This is a genomic window from Calothrix sp. NIES-2098 (assembly GCF_963875125.1).
In the GTDB taxonomy this organism is placed as follows: domain Bacteria; phylum Cyanobacteriota; class Cyanobacteriia; order Cyanobacteriales; family Nostocaceae; genus Aulosira.
Genome location: NZ_CAWNKJ010000001.1, coordinates 1,620,429 through 1,636,285, shown reverse-complemented (window position 1 = coordinate 1,636,285; position 15,857 = coordinate 1,620,429). Strand labels below are relative to the sequence as shown.

Annotated in this window: 10 protein-coding genes and 1 pseudogene; 8 read left to right on the top strand and 3 right to left on the bottom strand. The window is 40.9% G+C overall.

What is annotated here, in order from left to right:
* The first annotated feature begins 21 nt into the window (after positions 1-21).
* The 4 genes and pseudogenes from AACU33_RS06780 to AACU33_RS06765 all read left to right on the top strand — a co-directional run bounded on the left by AACU33_RS06780 (position 22) and on the right by AACU33_RS06765 (position 2,458).
* Positions 22-573 carry a Uma2 family endonuclease gene (locus AACU33_RS06780; protein ID WP_096587715.1) on the top strand — a complete coding sequence of 184 codons (552 nt, stop codon included), beginning with the start codon at positions 22-24 and terminating at the stop codon, positions 571-573.
* Between the two features lie 145 nt (positions 574-718).
* Positions 719-877: pseudogene (locus tag AACU33_RS06775) on the top strand (transposase); the annotation flags it as partial.
* 121 nt (positions 878-998) lie between these two features.
* Positions 999-1,493, top strand: a complete 495-nt coding sequence (locus tag AACU33_RS06770) for a host attachment protein (protein ID WP_096587714.1) — start codon at positions 999-1,001, stop codon at positions 1,491-1,493.
* A 380-nt stretch (positions 1,494-1,873) separates the two neighbouring features.
* Entirely contained in the window at positions 1,874-2,458 is a 585-nt protein-coding gene (locus AACU33_RS06765) for a hypothetical protein (protein WP_096587713.1), read from the top strand.
* Here the strand turns inward: AACU33_RS06765 and AACU33_RS06760 are convergent.
* The 3 genes from AACU33_RS06760 to AACU33_RS06750 form a co-directional block, all read right to left on the bottom strand.
* Complete coding sequence (locus AACU33_RS06760) at positions 2,455-2,619, bottom strand: hypothetical protein (RefSeq protein WP_339375805.1); 165 nt, start codon at positions 2,617-2,619, stop codon at positions 2,455-2,457. The two genes, AACU33_RS06765 and AACU33_RS06760, sit on opposite strands and share 4 nt — an antisense overlap.
* A gap of 311 nt (positions 2,620-2,930) precedes the next feature.
* Complete coding sequence (gene pbpC / locus AACU33_RS06755) at positions 2,931-5,318, bottom strand: penicillin-binding protein 1C (protein WP_096587711.1); 2,388 nt, start codon at positions 5,316-5,318, stop codon at positions 2,931-2,933.
* A 94-nt stretch (positions 5,319-5,412) separates the two neighbouring features.
* Positions 5,413-7,047 (bottom strand): sensor histidine kinase, encoded by a 1,635-nt coding sequence (locus AACU33_RS06750; protein WP_096587710.1) that lies wholly within the window; start codon positions 7,045-7,047, stop codon positions 5,413-5,415.
* A 468-nt stretch (positions 7,048-7,515) separates the two neighbouring features.
* Between AACU33_RS06750 and AACU33_RS06745 the strand changes: the two genes are divergently transcribed.
* From AACU33_RS06745 to AACU33_RS06730, 4 genes are all read left to right on the top strand, one after another.
* On the top strand, positions 7,516-13,233 hold the full coding sequence (locus tag AACU33_RS06745) for an alpha-2-macroglobulin family protein (RefSeq protein WP_339375804.1): 5,718 nt from the start codon (positions 7,516-7,518) through the stop codon (positions 13,231-13,233).
* 179 nt (positions 13,234-13,412) lie between these two features.
* Positions 13,413-14,501 carry a 3-isopropylmalate dehydrogenase gene (gene leuB, locus AACU33_RS06740; protein WP_096587708.1) on the top strand — a complete coding sequence of 363 codons (1,089 nt, stop codon included), beginning with the start codon at positions 13,413-13,415 and terminating at the stop codon, positions 14,499-14,501.
* A 90-nt stretch (positions 14,502-14,591) separates the two neighbouring features.
* On the top strand, positions 14,592-14,861 hold the full coding sequence (locus tag AACU33_RS06735; RefSeq protein ID WP_096587707.1) for a hypothetical protein: 270 nt from the start codon (positions 14,592-14,594) through the stop codon (positions 14,859-14,861).
* Positions 14,862-15,035: 174 nt separating this feature from the next.
* Entirely contained in the window at positions 15,036-15,857 is an 822-nt protein-coding gene (locus AACU33_RS06730; RefSeq protein ID WP_096595164.1) for a prepilin peptidase, read from the top strand.

Here is a 15,857-nt window from a genome sequence, read left to right as displayed (position 1 = left end):
ACACAAAGGCTGGCATTAAAGATGACCATCACTACAGCCAAATGGACAATTGACGACTATCACCGCATGATTGAAGTTGGTCTAGTTAGCGATCGGAGTGTTGAACTATTAAACGGAGAAATCATTGAAATGCCACCAGAAGGGCCCGAACACGCACAGATGAGTACGGACGCTGGGGATTATTTGCGATCGCTACTTGGTGAAAAAGCACTTGTACGTGATGCCAAGCCTATTACGATACAACAAACTAGTTCGGAGCCGCAACCTGATTTGGCAATTGTTCAACCATTGCGGGCACTTTATCGTACTCGTCACCCATACCCAGAAAATATTTTTTGGTTAATCGAATATTCTTTTACAAGCTTAAGCAAAGATTTAGATGCAAAACGAAAAGCTTATGCCGAGGCTGGGATTGTGGAATATTGGGTTGTGGATTTAAAAAATCGGCTCGTTAAAGTTTTACGCAATCCTATTAACAATAATTATAGTGATGAGGTCACGCTTGTCGATGGAGAAATTAGCCCGATGGCGTTTCCAGAAATTAAGGTTTTAGTACGACAGCTATTAAGCTAACTCATCCGACCTAACAAAAATTAACGATTTTATCATTTTGCTTGCATCCCAACTAATATCGCTTGATTATGCTGAATAAAATTACTTGTTGCTGAGAATTTTGCATGGCTGATTGTTCAAGCTGTCTGTGGAACTGCTAGTAATCCCAAAGGACAAAGCTGTTCATATTGTAGTGGATTCAACTGGTGTCAAGGTCTATGGTGAAGGCGAGTGGAAAGTCCGCACACATGGATTAGGCAAAAGACAGACTTGGCGCAAGTTGCATCTAGGAGTTGATGAGGCAAATGACGAAATTCTGGGTGCGGTGGTAATGACTCTAACAATGGCAAATGCACTGCTCATATTTGAAGCTTTATGATTAAAGAGTTTCAGATGCCAATTAGTATTGCTAGTATTTAGAGATCCAGCATTGAAAGTAGGTTGTTATGAATAGATACCTTGTTGCTGTGATTGATGGTACAAAAGCACGTTTTTTCACCTTAAAACCATCAGAATTACCAGGATATGATTCCGGGCCGCATTTAATCGAACATGAAGCTTTGTTGAGTTCTAATAGCGAACTACAAGGTCAAGAACTGTGGGCAAGTACTAAAACTGGACGTAATCGAGGTGTTGCTGGTCAAGCACACAGCTATGACGATCGCCGTGACAGTCATCTGATTGAATTTGAACGCCGCTTTACCCAAAGCATCACTAATAAGATAGTTAACTTAATTCAGACTCATCAAATTCAACAAGTTTTGATGATTGCCGAGCCTCGAATATTAAGTTCGATTCGAGAAGGCTTAACACCTGTATTACCTAAAAATATTAAGATTCATGAAATAGCAAAAGAGCTTTGCCATCTTAAACCTCATGAACTGCATGACTATCTTGCTAGTAAGCAACTTTTGCCACCACACAAAAGAGCTTCGCTTTAGTCAATTGACCCAAGAGTTTCAGTAAGCTAAAAAATGTTACTTAAAGTTTACCTACCATTTCGTGTATCTATTTTTGAGGGAAAATAAACTTGAAGGGAAATTAAGCTTAAACAGTATTTTTCCCTTCCCTACAAACACCTCAAAGTTTTTTGTCTTCTAGAGACACACAAATGGAGGTAAAGATGTTACACGATATCCTCGTACCTGATGCTAGCACTTATCTCATCATCAAAATTTCTGTGTTGATTTTGGCACTTTTGATGTTGATGATTGTATCTGCTGCCCCTGCTATTTAACGAAAAGTCACTTTTGAGTATCTCATAGTTCCTCACTCTCATCTAGTCAAAGTGCGAGCCTTCTAGACAACTGGAGGTGAGAAGATGCTTGATAAAAGCAATCTCTCGCAGCTAGGTATGGTTTGTATAAGCCTATTAGCAGGCTTGCCAATTTCTTGCAGTCACATTAACAGCCAAAAAATTCCATTTGGGGTTGCAGATCAAATAGTAGCCACTTCAGTTAAAGTTGCGGATTTAGCAGATAATAAATACCAATTTTGCAGTCAAAGCGATCCTCAGGATTGGCGAGATGGCGCAGGCGTTTGTTTCGTCTTCGCCAAAACAGGTAATCGCGTTGATGGATATTATGGTTATCCCCATTCAGATCGGTTTATTTGTCTTCGGGGTAAAGTTGATGGCAATCGAATCGCAGGTGAAGCTTTAGCGATATCATGGGCCGTACATCAGCAGAATCAAATACCTGAATCTGCATTTCATTGGGACTCAGAGAAACGTCTGACAATTAGCCAAGGAAATATTTTTCGTACTACCAAAGATGAAGAAGATACGATTGAGTGGATTCTTTATCGCAATGCTTTGTTGGATATCGATGGATTTTATCAATATAATCGCCCTCGTATGACAACTGCTTCTCAACTATGTGATTGGAATTCCAAAGCAGCAGGTTAACTTGCGTGTTCCCAGTCACTCAGTAATTCATACTGTTGTGAAGTCTGCTTTTTGCGGATAGGGACTTTAGGAGAACCAATATCTGTTTTGGGGAAGGACTGCTGTCTCTTCTTAGCAGATTTGTTTTCTTGTGTTTTGGGAGTAGTCGGTGTGTTTGTCATAGTTACATGAACCTTTAATGAAAACTTCAGACCTAATTTATAACATCAATTTCAAAACCGCAAATTTCTGAAGAAATATCTTATTTTTTTTTAGGTAATCCTACGGGAATAGCGACCTCTTCATTTATGAGGAAGATAACAGTTTACAACTGTCTGACTGTTTCAAGACAATCTTATTTAAAGTGGTAGGTAGTAAACAGAATTGGCAAAGTCTCCAATATTGGTAGCTTTTGCGATTATTTTTTAATTCCTCACACAACCACCAATAGAAACCAGCACATGATTCTTTGCTAGTTCATGGTCTCACCTTATTATGGGTGCTGATTACCCACCTGAGAATTTACAACCGAAAAACCACGACGTGTAGATTTGGTAGTAGCTAACTGCACCAGAAAGCTAACTTTATCGCTACTTTCTCCACTTCTGGCTTCCAATGTCCACTTCCCAGGGCGCAGATCCCAAAATAAAGAATTAGCTGAATCCATAGCTAGCTTTTCTCCATTTAACCGCCACTCTACAGGTTCAACTGCCTTTCCTACTAGCTTAAACTGTAGTTTCTGCGTTGTTTGTTCCCCTGGATACAGCAAAAATGAATCGCCATTATGAGGAGATAAAATCCTTAAATTACTAGTATTAAATGTTGATTGTTGCTGTTTAGCTAACCATTCATCATATTCTGCTGGTAAATTGCCTGGTTGTTGAGTTTCGTAGGCAATTTTGTCTTCTGGATAAAAATATTCCTGCACGACTGAAGCACAATTTGGTGTAGGTTTTAACCCAGAAATTGCACAGATAGGTAATTGCACTAAACCGTGAGGAGGTGTAAAACTCGATGGTTCTTGATGCTCGTGCAGATGTAACATAATACGATTCCACAAGGGAGCCGCCCCTGTCACTCCTGATACCTGGCGCATTGGTTCGCCATTAAAATTTCCTACCCAGGTAGCGACGGTGTAATCGGTAGTAAAGCCAACTGTCCACGTATCGCGGAAATTTGAAGAAGTGCCAGTTTTAACCGCAGATGGGAAGGGTAAATTTAATACTGAGTCTACACCAAATGCCGTGGCACGGGCATGGCGATCGCTCAACATATCAATAATTAATTGCCATGTCGTTGGATTTGGGAGCCACTGCGTTGGGCGGCTTTGCCGACTTGAAGCAAGTGGCGTGATTTGAGGTTTTGGATTTTGGATTGCAGAATTGGAATATGTAGTAACTAGAGATGCAGATTCACCTTCTCGCGCCATAGTGACATACGCCCTAGCTAATTCCCAAAGACTGACTTCGCCACTACCCAAAGTCAAACCTAAACCATAATATTCGGGGGTTTGATTGAGGTGTTCAAAACCCAATTGACGCAGATATTCTAAGAAAGTTGGCACGCCTACCTTTTCTAATACCCTAACGGCGGGGACATTCAAGGAATTTGCCAAAGCAACCCGTATCCGCACCGGGCCGAGAAAAGTTTGGGTATAATCTGTAGGGCTATACAATTTTGCACCTGGAATCGCGTAGTAAGCAGGGACATCAGCCAAAATCGTATTCGGGCGAATTACACCTTTTTCCAAAGCCAATTCATACACAAACGGCTTAAGGGTAGAACCTGGTTGACGCAGCGCTTGTACTCCATCATTGCGTCCGAGTTTGGCTTCATTAAAGTAATCCGGCGAACCAACATAAGCCAATACTTCCCCAGTGTGGTTGTCAATTACTAAAGCTGCTGCATCATGGACGTTATTAGTAGCCAGAGAAGAGATTACCTGTTGTACCTGTGCTTCGACAAATTTTTGTAGAGGTCTATCTATTGTAGTGCGGATTACTCCCTCCCCTTGTGGCGTTGAAGTACTTTGCTGACTCGCTAACCAAAATAAAAAGTGAGGTGCAGCAATAATTCCTCGTTGACGAGATTGAAACACAACTTTTTCTGTAGCTGCGCGTTCTGCTAACGAGGAAGTAATGTAGCGATCGCGTACCATCTGATTGAGAACGTATTTTTGACGCTGCTTTAACCGTTCCCAATGCTCTAACGGGTCAAAGTATGTAGGATTATTGGGGATAGCTGCTAAAAGACTAGCTTGAGCCAGATTCAAATCGCTGGCTGGAATCGAAAAATAAGTACGGGCTGCTGCTTCCACACCGTAAATATTTCCCCCCATTGGTAAACGATTAATATAAGCCGCGAGAATTTCATCCTTATTCATCCCAGCAGTTAACCGCCAAGCTAACCAAATCTCCCGCAGCTTCCCTGAAAGATTGCGGGGAACAGGATCTAACATCCGCGACAACTGCATAGTAATTGTCGAAGCACCAGAGACAATTTTTTTGGCGTGAATCGCTTCTTGAATAGCGCGGACAACTGCTTTTAAATCCAACGCCCCATGATGATAGAAGCTACCATCTTCAGCAGCTAAAATCGCCTGAATAAATTGAGGGGAAACTCGATCTAACGGGACTACTGCTGTATGTTCGCGATCGCGGGTGAGTATAGTTCCTAAGGGTAGCCCATTGCGATCGCTAAATTGCATCGCTAACTGATTTTGCTGAATATCCGTAGCCCGAACAGGCGCAAAATATGGCATTAGGCGCACCACCAAGCACAGCAACAGCAAAGCTAAGAATGTCTTACCGCTTCTGCTGCGATTCAACCTCCGCCAAACTTTTTGCGTAAATTTGCTCGCCCAACGTGAAGTTAATTTCATCAGCGAATCCCCTACCCCTCAAACTTACTTTAATTTTGACGTAGCGATCGCCACTCGATCGGGAAATATTTGATACTTGGGTAAGTCTCTCATCCTAGATTAGTTGAGGTTGATGCACTGGAATTTCAATCACAAATTTGGTACCTTCTCCGCCTGTGAAATCGCACCAAATCTTGCCATGATGTTTTTCGGTGATGATTTTGTAGCTGATGGATAAGCCTAAGCCTGTACCTTTACCAATGGGTTTGGTAGTAAAGAAGGGATCGAAAATGCGCGATCGCAATATTTCATTTATCCCCAAACCATTATCGGCGATCGAAATCTGTACGCAATTATTAGCTGTCACTTGAGTAGAAATCCAAATTTTACCAGGCTGTGTATGTTGCCTAGAGTCCTCTAAAGCATCAATTGCATTTGTCAGTAAGTTCATAAATACCTGATTGAGTTGTCCGGGGTAACACTCAACCAAAGGTAATTCACCGTAGTCTTTAATGACTACAATTGCTGGAGTTTCCGGTTGTGCCTGGAGACGATGTTGTAAAATTAGCAGCGTATTCTCAAGACCTTCATGCAGGTCAACAGATTTAAATTCAGCTTCATCTAGACGCGAGAAATTACGCAGAGATAAAACAATTTGCCGAATCCTTTCAGTACCGATTTTCATGGATTGCAGCAGCTTGAGCAAATCTTCCCGAAGAAAGTCAATTTCTATATCATCTAAAATATCTTGCAGTGTTGCGGGTGGATAGGGGTAATGCTCTTGGTAAGCTTGAATTAATTGCAGTAAGTCTTGAGTATATCTATCAATATGGTCAATGTTGCCACGAATAAAATTGACAGGATTATTGATTTCGTGGGCAATTCCCGCTACTAATTGACCTAAACTGGACATCTTTTCGGTTTGCACAAGTTGTAGTTGAGTGTTGTGCAGCTGAGTGAAAGCTTGCTGAAGTTCCTCTGAACGTTGTTCTTTTTCAGTTAATAGTATTTTTACACGTTCGATGAGATGGTTGAGTGCAGCCGCCAAGATACCAGTTTCATCCTTAGCCATCACAGGGACTTTGAGGTCAAAGTTAGATTCTTCAGTAACTTGCTGTGCTACCTCAGTCACGGATTGCAATGGTTTCGCAATGCTGCTAGCAATTTGTAACCCTAACATTAATGCCAAAATCACACAGCTTAAACTAGTGATACCAATCAACAGCATTGTTGGTTTGGCTTGGGCGATCGCCTCGTCAAACAGCGATGACCATTCTAAAATAACAGCACCAATTATCTGATTTTGATTGGTTTTCCAGGGAACAACAATCAATTTAATCCCTTGGGGATAATTATTACTCTTTTCCAAAAAAGTTCTGGCCTTGCCATCTTGGATTGTTTGCTGAACTTCATTGCCCCGATCGTGCTCAAGAGTAGTTCCAATATCTTCGGTCACAGCATCTGCTATAATCACTTTCTGTCGATTGACCACCTCATTATCCCGCTGTTGCAACTTATGCAGCAGCATGATGTAGTTTTGTATTGGCTCAGAACGTTCAACAGAAATTGATTTTTGATCGTCAGAATGGTGACTGATTGAAATAGCAATCACTTGGGCAACGTTTTCAGCTTCTGCGATCGCCAGACTTTCAGCAATTTTTTGGCTTTGGGCGATCGCCACCACACCAACCACACTTGTTAATAGAGAAACACTAACAAAGCTTCCAACAAGTCTATGAGCAATTTTCATAGCGATAGATTAGCCATAACCAATTCTGGATTAAAGTTAGTTTTCCCAGATTTTCGCAGCAAACTTAATTATGGCTAGATTCTTAATCTGTAAAAACGCAATTTGTGCTATTTACAAAATTTGAGTTGTGAGATTTTTTATTTGTCTTTGGGAGTTTTTCAGCAATAGCAATATTCTTCTATCAGCTATTTTCAATGATGTCAATTATGTCATCTCAAAACTAAATACTTCTTAATACAAATTGCAGATTTATCTAAAACTTTTCTTCTTATTTATGTCCTTTGTGCCTTCTCTGCGAGAAGCTTCGCAAATGCGCTTCGTTTGAAAAGTCTCTCACCTTACAACCGATTACTATCGTTAAGAATTGTAGTAATTGTTAGGAACAATCGTCTTTGATTGGTTATCTATATAATAATCTCACGCAAAGGCGTATAGTCGCAGAGAGGATAGATATTTTATTTTAAATTTATGTTTATTAAAAATTTAATTAACCTTCTACTTAGCTTAACACTGATGCTAGGTATCGCAGGGTGCAGCTTATTCGGAATTAATTCAAGTAAAGAACAACTACCAACAGTTGCGCCTCTATCCCCACCAAAATTACCAGATTGGATCGAACAAATTAGCCCTATTGGTGATGCGAAACCTCTCAATCAAATTCGCATCCGATTTAAAGAAGCTTTAATTCCCGTTGAAAGCCTAGATACTCCAGAACAACAAAACTTACTGCAAAAATTTGAACTCATACCACCTTTACCCGGACAATTTCGCTTTTTAACACCACGCATGGTGGGTTTTCAAGCAGATAAAGCCTTACCACAAGCCACAAGATTTCAAGTTACCCTCAAATCTGGTTTAGCCGATTTAAAAAATCATCGCTTAGATCAAGATTTAGCTTGGACTTTTAATACTCAACCGATTAAGCTGACTAATTTACCCGGCGTTAACCCGATGGAAAAGGCTGACATTCAACCAATTGATTTACAGCCTAAATTACAATTTACCTCAAATGTAGAACTAGATAAGTCCTCAGTTGCAGAACATTTACAGTTAGTTCCTGAAGGTAAAGATAAAGGTATTGGCTTTAAGGTTGAATTAGTCAAAGAAGATAAGCCCCAAGAAAGTGAAGATCCGTTAGAAAAATTTGACCCTTCAGTAAAGAACTGGATTTATCAGCTTATCCCCCAAGGAAATTTAGAAGTCGCCACTCGTTATCGGTTGAATTTTGCGCCTGGTATCCGTCCAGCTTATGGTAATTTACCGACTGAAAAAGAATTTGCCAGTAAATTAGCCACCTATTCACCTTTAGCTTTTCAAGGAATTAATTTCTATGGACAGCCAGATGCAGGTGGAACTTATGGGAGATTTGTTAAAGGTAGTCCGCAATTAGAATTTAATAATATCTTAGTTGCCGATTCTGCGATAGAAAATATTAAAATTGAGCCGAAACCAAAAGATATTCCCAGACTCATCCAAGTCAACGATGAAGATAGAGTTGTCAGTATCAATCCTTATGCCTTAGCACCAGACACTACTTATAACATTACTGTTGGTGGAAACCTCAAAGATAAATTTGGTCAAACTTTGGATAAGCCTGTCACAGTTAAATATGAAACAGGTGATTTAGCTGGCGATATTTGGGTTCCTTCAGATTTAAATATTTTCCCTTCCGGTAAAGACTTACAGCTAAATATCAATACAATAAATTTACCAGAAGCTAAATATAAAGCCGCTTATAAAGTAGTTCAACCCACAGATTTAGTTTACGATAATAATGCAAATAATTTCTTACCTCAACCTGCCGAATGGCAAAATTTTCCCGTAAAAGGCAAGAAAAATCAAGCAGTTGATGTAAATGTTCCTTTGAAAGAAAAGCTATCTTCCCCAACAGGAATGCTAGCTTATGGAGTGCAAGCACGGACTAATAAATATCAAGAAAATGGTAAAGAACTGTGGCGCGAACCTACAACTTATGGCTTAGTACAATTAACGAATTTAGGCGTATTTTCTCAGTGGTTTCCTGATTCTGGCTTAATTCGCGTGCATCATCTTAGCGATGGTTCGCCAGTAAAAGCTGCGGCTGTCGAAATTTATCAATCAAAATTGAACGAAAAATCTCATCCGCCAGCTTCACCTTGTGCAACTGGCAAAACAGATGATAGTGGTAATTTAAGTATTAAACGCGAAGATTTACAGAAATGTTTGGCTGGAAATCAAACCTTTATCAAAGCACCAGAACTATTAATAATTGCCCGTGAAAATCAAGATTGGGCATTTACCCGCACAGAAGAATATAGTGGTGTTTACGGTTATGGTATTGATGCTGGTTGGCAAGATGGTAAACCAGAATCACGAGGTGCGATATTCTCAGATAGGCAGTTGTATCAACCAGGTGAAAAAGCTTGGTTAACTGCTTTTGCCGATTACTTACAAAATGGCACAATTCAGCAAGATAAAAATGCTGCTTACCAATTAACTCTAGTCGATCCTGATGGGCAAAGGACTAATTTAGGCACAAAAACAACCAATGAATTTGGTACATTCTCTCTAGAGTTACCTATAAATAAAACTCAACGCTTAGGCTATTATACAGTCGAAGCTAAAGGGAAAAACGGACAAGAAATTTCTGGAGAATTGCGAGTAGCTGAATTTAAACCGCCTAACTTTAAAGTTGAACTCAACTTAGATAAAGAATTTGCTTTAATTGGTGAGGAAGTAGAAGCAAAAGCTGCGAGTAATTATCTATTTGGCGCACCCGTACAAGGAGGAGAAGCAAAATATTTTGTGACCCGTCAACAAGCTAATTTTATACCTAAAGGTTGGGAAGAATTTAGCTTTGGTAGACAATGGTTCTGGCCGGAAGAAAGTCCAACTTTAACTAGCGATGTATTGCAAGCTAATTCTAAATTAGATGAGAATGGTAAAAGCAAACAAACTTTGACAGTCGCGAAAGATTTACCATACCCAATGACTTATCGGGTAGATGTGCAAGTTGCAGATGTTTCTAATTTATCTGTGGCAAATTCGCAAACTTTTACAGCCTTAACAACTAATCGCCTGATTGGGTTAAAAAGTAATTTTGTGGCTGACGCTGGTAAAGCATTTGCTATCGAAGCTATTGTTACTGACCCTACAGGAAAACCTATTACAGGTCAACGGCTGCGTCTGGAATTACAACAGATAAAATATAGTAGTGTGACTAAATTGGTGGAAGGTAGCCGCACAGCAAAAAATCAAGTTGAATATAAGACAATTGGACAAGCAGAAGTGACATCTGCTGATAAGCCTCAATCGGTAACTTTAACCCCAAAAGAATCAGGTTCCTACAGAATTAGGGCAAATTTTAGCGATACGAAAGATGAATTAAGCGCCACAGATTTACAAATTTGGGTAACAGGAGACAATCAAGTATTTTGGGGTTCTCCAGAAGAAGACAGGCTAGAAGTTAAACTAGATAAAAAAGAATTTAAACCTGGCGAAACTGCAACTGCATTAATTCAATCTCCCTACCCAGAAGCCGAATTATATTTTGCAGTCATTAAAGACAAACCTCTCTATCAGCATATTACAAAAGTCAAGGGAGGCGCACCCCAAATTCAGTTTGAAGTTACGCCAGAAATGTTACCAAATGCAGCAATACAAGCTGTGTTAGTCAGACAAGGCGCACCACTGAATGAAGTAGAACCGGGAAATTTAGATAAATTAGTAAAAATTGGCTTTGCACCATTTAAAGTCAACTTGCAAAATAAATATTTAAAAGTGCAAGTTAAGCCATTGCAAGCATCCCTCGAACCTGGTGTAGAGGAAACCGTACAACTAGAACTCACAGATAATCAAGATATCCCCACCCAAGGACAATTTACAGTCATGGTGGTGAATGAAGCGGTATTGCAACTATCTGGCTATCGTCCGCCAGATTTGGTAAATACAGTATACGCCGAACAAGCGATCGCCACTCGTTTTAGTGATAATCGTCCCGATGTCGTCATTCAACCGCAAGATATTCCCAAACCCAAAGGCTGGGGTTATGGCGGTGGCTTTTCCTCAGGTGCAGCTAATACCCGCGTCCGTACAGATTTTCAAGCTTTAGCTTACTACAATGGTTCTGTCCTGACTGATGCTAGCGGGAAAGCACAGATAACCTTTAAACTCCCCGATGACTTAACTACATGGCGAGTAATGGCTGTAGCTACCGATGGAAATCTGCGGTTTGGCAATGGCGAGAACACATTTATTACTACCAAACCACTGCTAACTAACGCCATCTTGCCACAATTTGCCCGTCCAGGCGATCGTATTTTTGCTGGTTTATCAGTCACCAACACCACTGGAAATAGCGGAAATCTCTCAATTAACGGCGAACTTAGCGGTACAGTCAAATTTGCGGAGAACAACCCCACCGCTACCACTCTGCAAACCAAAGCCGAAACTGCTACCCAAGCTTATCGCTTCCCAATGGTGGCGGATACTGTGGGAGTTGGGAAAATTCGCTTTACCACCCAGTTAAATAATGCAGCCGATGCTTTTGAAGTACCTTTAGAAGTTAAGCCGCTAGAAATTACCGAACAAGTTGTAGAAACAGGAATTACCGAAAAACAAACCAAAATTCCTGTAAATGTTGATAAAAATACCTTCCCAGATGCAGGAGGTTTAGATATTCAACTGGCGAGTACCCTAGTCCCAGAAATTAAAGCACCAGCCAAACAAGTTTTAGGTGATAACCAATTACCATTTGCAGAACCAGCAGCCAGTCAGTTAATTATTGCGGCGAATTTGCAAACTCTCTCACAAAAATATGGACAGACATTTGCCGAATTCAACATTAACCAACAAGCAAATCTCGCAACCGAACAACTGCAAAAACTCCAAGTAGCCGATGGTGGTTTTGCTTCCTACCCGGAACAAGAAAAATCCGATCCTTGGGTGTCTTCCTACGCAGCAGAATCCTTAGCTAAAGCAAATCAAGCCTTCCCCGGTTTAATTGATTCAGGAATGCTTTCTCGCCTCAAAGGTTACTTGCAAAAAGTCCTCGCTAATCCCGGACAATACGATTTTTGCAAACAGCAAATTTGTAAAAATCAACTACAACTAAATGCTTTAATCGCATTGGCAGAACTGGGCGATAAACGCAATAGCTTCTTAGCAGATGTTTATCAACAGCGCAATAACTTTGATGTAGTCAATCAAATCAAATTAGCGCGATATTTATCTCAATTTCCCGAATGGCAAGATGAATCTCAAACCATGTTCAACCAGTTACAACAAAGTATCTATGAAACTGGTCGCAACGCAGTTATTAGCCTACCCAACAGTTGGGAATGGATGAGTTCCTCAACAACAGCACAAGCGCAAGCTTTACAGTTATTTATTGCTAACAAAGCTAAACTAGAAGTAGTCGATAAACTATTTCAAAGTCTGCTAGCACAGCGAAGGGATGGCACATGGCAAACTAGTTATAACAACGCCCAAGCACTCACAGCCTTAGTAGAATATAGTCAACTACAACCCAGACCACCTAATTTTGTTACCTTCGTACAATTAGCTGGGAAAAAGTTAGGAGAAAATCGTTTTGAAGGCTATAGCAATCCTAGCTTGCAACTAAACGTACCAATGGATAAATTACCTCGCGGTCGTCACGATTTAGTATTACGAAAATCAGGTAGAGGTAAATTACATTATCTGGTTGCTTATAATTATCGCTTGCAAGGAAATCAACCAGGAAGATTTAACGGGTTAAGAGTGACAAGAGAAATACAGAAAGTTGGTGAAGATAAAGTTCTGCAAAAATTAGGACTTTACGCCTTTGATAAACCCTTGACTTTAACACCTGGACAAGTGTTTGATATTGGTTTAGAAATTATTAGCGATCGCACTGTAGAGCATGTAGTAATTACAGATCCTTTACCAGCAGGATTAGAAGCAGTAGATGCAAGTTTCCAAACGACAACAGCCGCATTGCAAGCAAAAGCCGATAGTTGGCAATTAGGTTTTAAAAATATTTACCGCGATCGCATTATCGCCTACGCCGACCACCTCGAACCAGGAGTTTATAGCCTGCATTACTTAGTGCGTTCCGTTACTCCCGGTAAATTCCTCTGGCCTGGTGCAGAAGTACATTTGCAATATGCACCCGAAGAATTTGGGCGTACTGCTGAGTCGACATTAATACTGGAGGATAGTAAGTAATTCACATTAGGCGTAACTCCATTAACCAGTCTTTGATACTCGTTAATCAGTTTTTAATACTTAATTATTGTGATTTCTGGGTGAGGTCGCTAACTTTGAACGGCGAATTGTTTGGTTATCGGTACACGTTGCTGGGTATGATATTTATTCTGCAAGCATTTACTCAGTAAAAACTAGTTATGACCCAGAACTACCGCATTACCTTACTCCCTGGCGATGGCATTGGCCCCGAAATTATGGCCGTAGCGGTAGACGTGCTAAATCTCGTGGGAAAGAAATTCGATCTGAAGTTTGATTTTCAAGAAGCCTTAATTGGTGGTGCAGCAATTGACGCCACTGGAGAACCTCTACCGAGTGCAACCTTAGATACTTGTCGCAACAGCGATGCTGTATTGCTTGCTGCTATCGGTGGTTATAAGTGGGATTCCCTACCATCTAATCTCCGTCCAGAAGCAGGTTTACTAGGGCTGCGTGCAGGGTTGAAATTATTTGCTAATTTGCGCCCAGCCAAAATTTTGCCCCAGCTGATTGACGCCTCAACTTTGAAACGGGAAGTTGTAGAAGGCGTTGATATTATGGTGGTGCGCGAACTTACTGGGGGAATTTACTTCGGTAAACCCAAAGGGATTTTTGAAACTGAAACAGGTGAGAAACGCGGTGTGAATACAATGGTTTACACCGAATCAGAAATCGATCGCATTGGTAGAGTAGCTTTTGAAGCAGCAAGGAAACGCGGCAAGAAACTTTGCTCGGTGGATAAGGCGAACGTATTAGAAGTATCTCAGTTATGGCGCGATCGCATCACCAAACTTTCTCAAGAATATCCGGATGTCGAACTATCTCACCTCTATGTAGATAATGCGGCGATGCAATTGGTACGCGCTCCCAAGCAATTCGATACCATCGTTACAGGCAATCTATTTGGCGATATTCTTTCTGATGCGGCTGCCATGCTCACTGGTAGTATTGGAATGCTCCCCTCTGCTAGTTTAGGTGCTGACGGGCCTGGTGTGTTTGAACCAGTTCACGGTTCTGCCCCAGATATCGCTGGACAGGATAAAGCTAATCCTTTAGCGCAGGTGTTAAGTGCGGCCATGATGCTACGCTACGGTTTAGACCAACCGCAAGCAGCAGACGCCATTGAAAACGCCGTATTGCAAGTTTTAGAACAAGGCGATCGCACTGGTGATATTCTCTCCCCTGGAACAAAGCTGTTGGGTTGTCGTGCTATGGGGGAATCGCTAATTCAAGCTATTCAAGCAAAATAATTTCTTCCGTTTTCACCGTAGCATTTTGGCAACCGTTACGGAAACTTTCATATAAACTAGAGACAAATTTAGAAAGCAAGTAACTCCATAGTGTACGCTTTACGTCAAGGACAAGAAAACTATACGCCTCCCAAAAATCAGCAATCTCAGTCTCCCTTGGCTGATCCTGCTGTTATTAGGGCTGCTGGTGAAATTTACTACACTCTCTGTGAAGCACATCCAGAAGTCACTGGACAAGCTACAGGTGTAGCCATTAATCGCAATACGCATCGCGGCAAGGTGATTTTTACAAACCACCCCGTTCTCTTACCGCAAGAATGTTTTGTGCCGTTGAGCCAAATTGAATCTCATATGTATTAGTCAACAGTCATTAGTCATTGGACATTTTACATGAGTCATGAGTCATCGGTCATTAGTTATTCGTCATTAGGCGTTAAATATTTAGTTACTGGTCATTAGACTAATGACAAATAACAAATGACAAAGCACAAAGGACAAAGTACAAATGACACAGGACTAATGACTCATGACTATATGGAAATTTTAATGACCGTTCCGGCGAGTGCAATTGTCTTCGCCTTAGGTGCATCTATTGGCAGCTTTATTAATGTTGTGGTTTATCGGCTACCGGCAGGTTTGTCAGTTCTTTGGCCTCCCTCCCGTTGTCCCCATTGCCTCAACCAGCTAAAAGCCCACGATAATGTCCCAGTTTTTGGTTGGCTATGGTTAAAAGGTCGGTGTCGTTATTGTAAAAGCAAGATTTCTGTCCGCTATCCTGTGGTAGAAGCGTTAACGGGCGTAATATTTTTACTAGTTTTTTTATTATTTAAAGTTTCTATTTTAACAATTGGATATTGGGCTTTTTGTAGCTGGTTATTGGCCCTATCGCTCATTGATTTAGATACGATGACTTTACCCAATCAACTTACTCAGTCTGGGTTGGTGTTGGGAATAATATTTCAAATAGTTATCGGTTTTTATCCAGATGGTAGCTATGTGGGATCGATCAAACATTTGATGATGGGGATTGTTGGTGCTGTGCTGGGCTTGTGGCTATTTGATGCGATCGCTCTTTTTGGTTCAATTGCTCTTGGTAAAACAGCAATGGGCGCAGGAGATGCCAAATTAGCCGCCATGATGGGGGCCTGGCTGGGTTGGAAGTATTTACTGTTAGCTGGTTTTATGGCTTGTGCCGTGGGAGCGTTAGTTGGTGTTGTATCAATTACACTATCGAAGCGCAGATTTGGACAAAAAATACCTTTTGGCCCTTTTTTAGCTTTTGGGGCTGCGATCGCTCTATTTGGAGGCGAAGCGATATTATCTGCTTACTTGCGGTTGTTTTTTCCAGTAACTTAA

Bases quoted from the DNA above. Each gene is read 5' to 3' on its own strand.
- AACU33_RS06780 (WP_096587715.1), top strand. From the start codon at position 22: ATGACCATCACTACAGCCAAATGGACAATTGACGACTATCACCGCATG.
- AACU33_RS06770 (WP_096587714.1), top strand. From the start codon at position 999: ATGAATAGATACCTTGTTGCTGTGATTGATGGTACAAAAGCACGTTTT.
- AACU33_RS06765 (WP_096587713.1), top strand. From the start codon at position 1,874: ATGCTTGATAAAAGCAATCTCTCGCAGCTAGGTATGGTTTGTATAAGC.
- AACU33_RS06760 (WP_339375805.1), bottom strand. From the start codon at position 2,619: ATGACAAACACACCGACTACTCCCAAAACACAAGAAAACAAATCTGCT.
- pbpC (WP_096587711.1), bottom strand. From the start codon at position 5,318: ATGAAATTAACTTCACGTTGGGCGAGCAAATTTACGCAAAAAGTTTGG.
- AACU33_RS06750 (WP_096587710.1), bottom strand. From the start codon at position 7,047: ATGAAAATTGCTCATAGACTTGTTGGAAGCTTTGTTAGTGTTTCTCTA.
- AACU33_RS06745 (WP_339375804.1), top strand. From the start codon at position 7,516: ATGTTTATTAAAAATTTAATTAACCTTCTACTTAGCTTAACACTGATG.
- leuB (WP_096587708.1), top strand. From the start codon at position 13,413: ATGACCCAGAACTACCGCATTACCTTACTCCCTGGCGATGGCATTGGC.
- AACU33_RS06730 (WP_096595164.1), top strand. From the start codon at position 15,036: ATGGAAATTTTAATGACCGTTCCGGCGAGTGCAATTGTCTTCGCCTTA.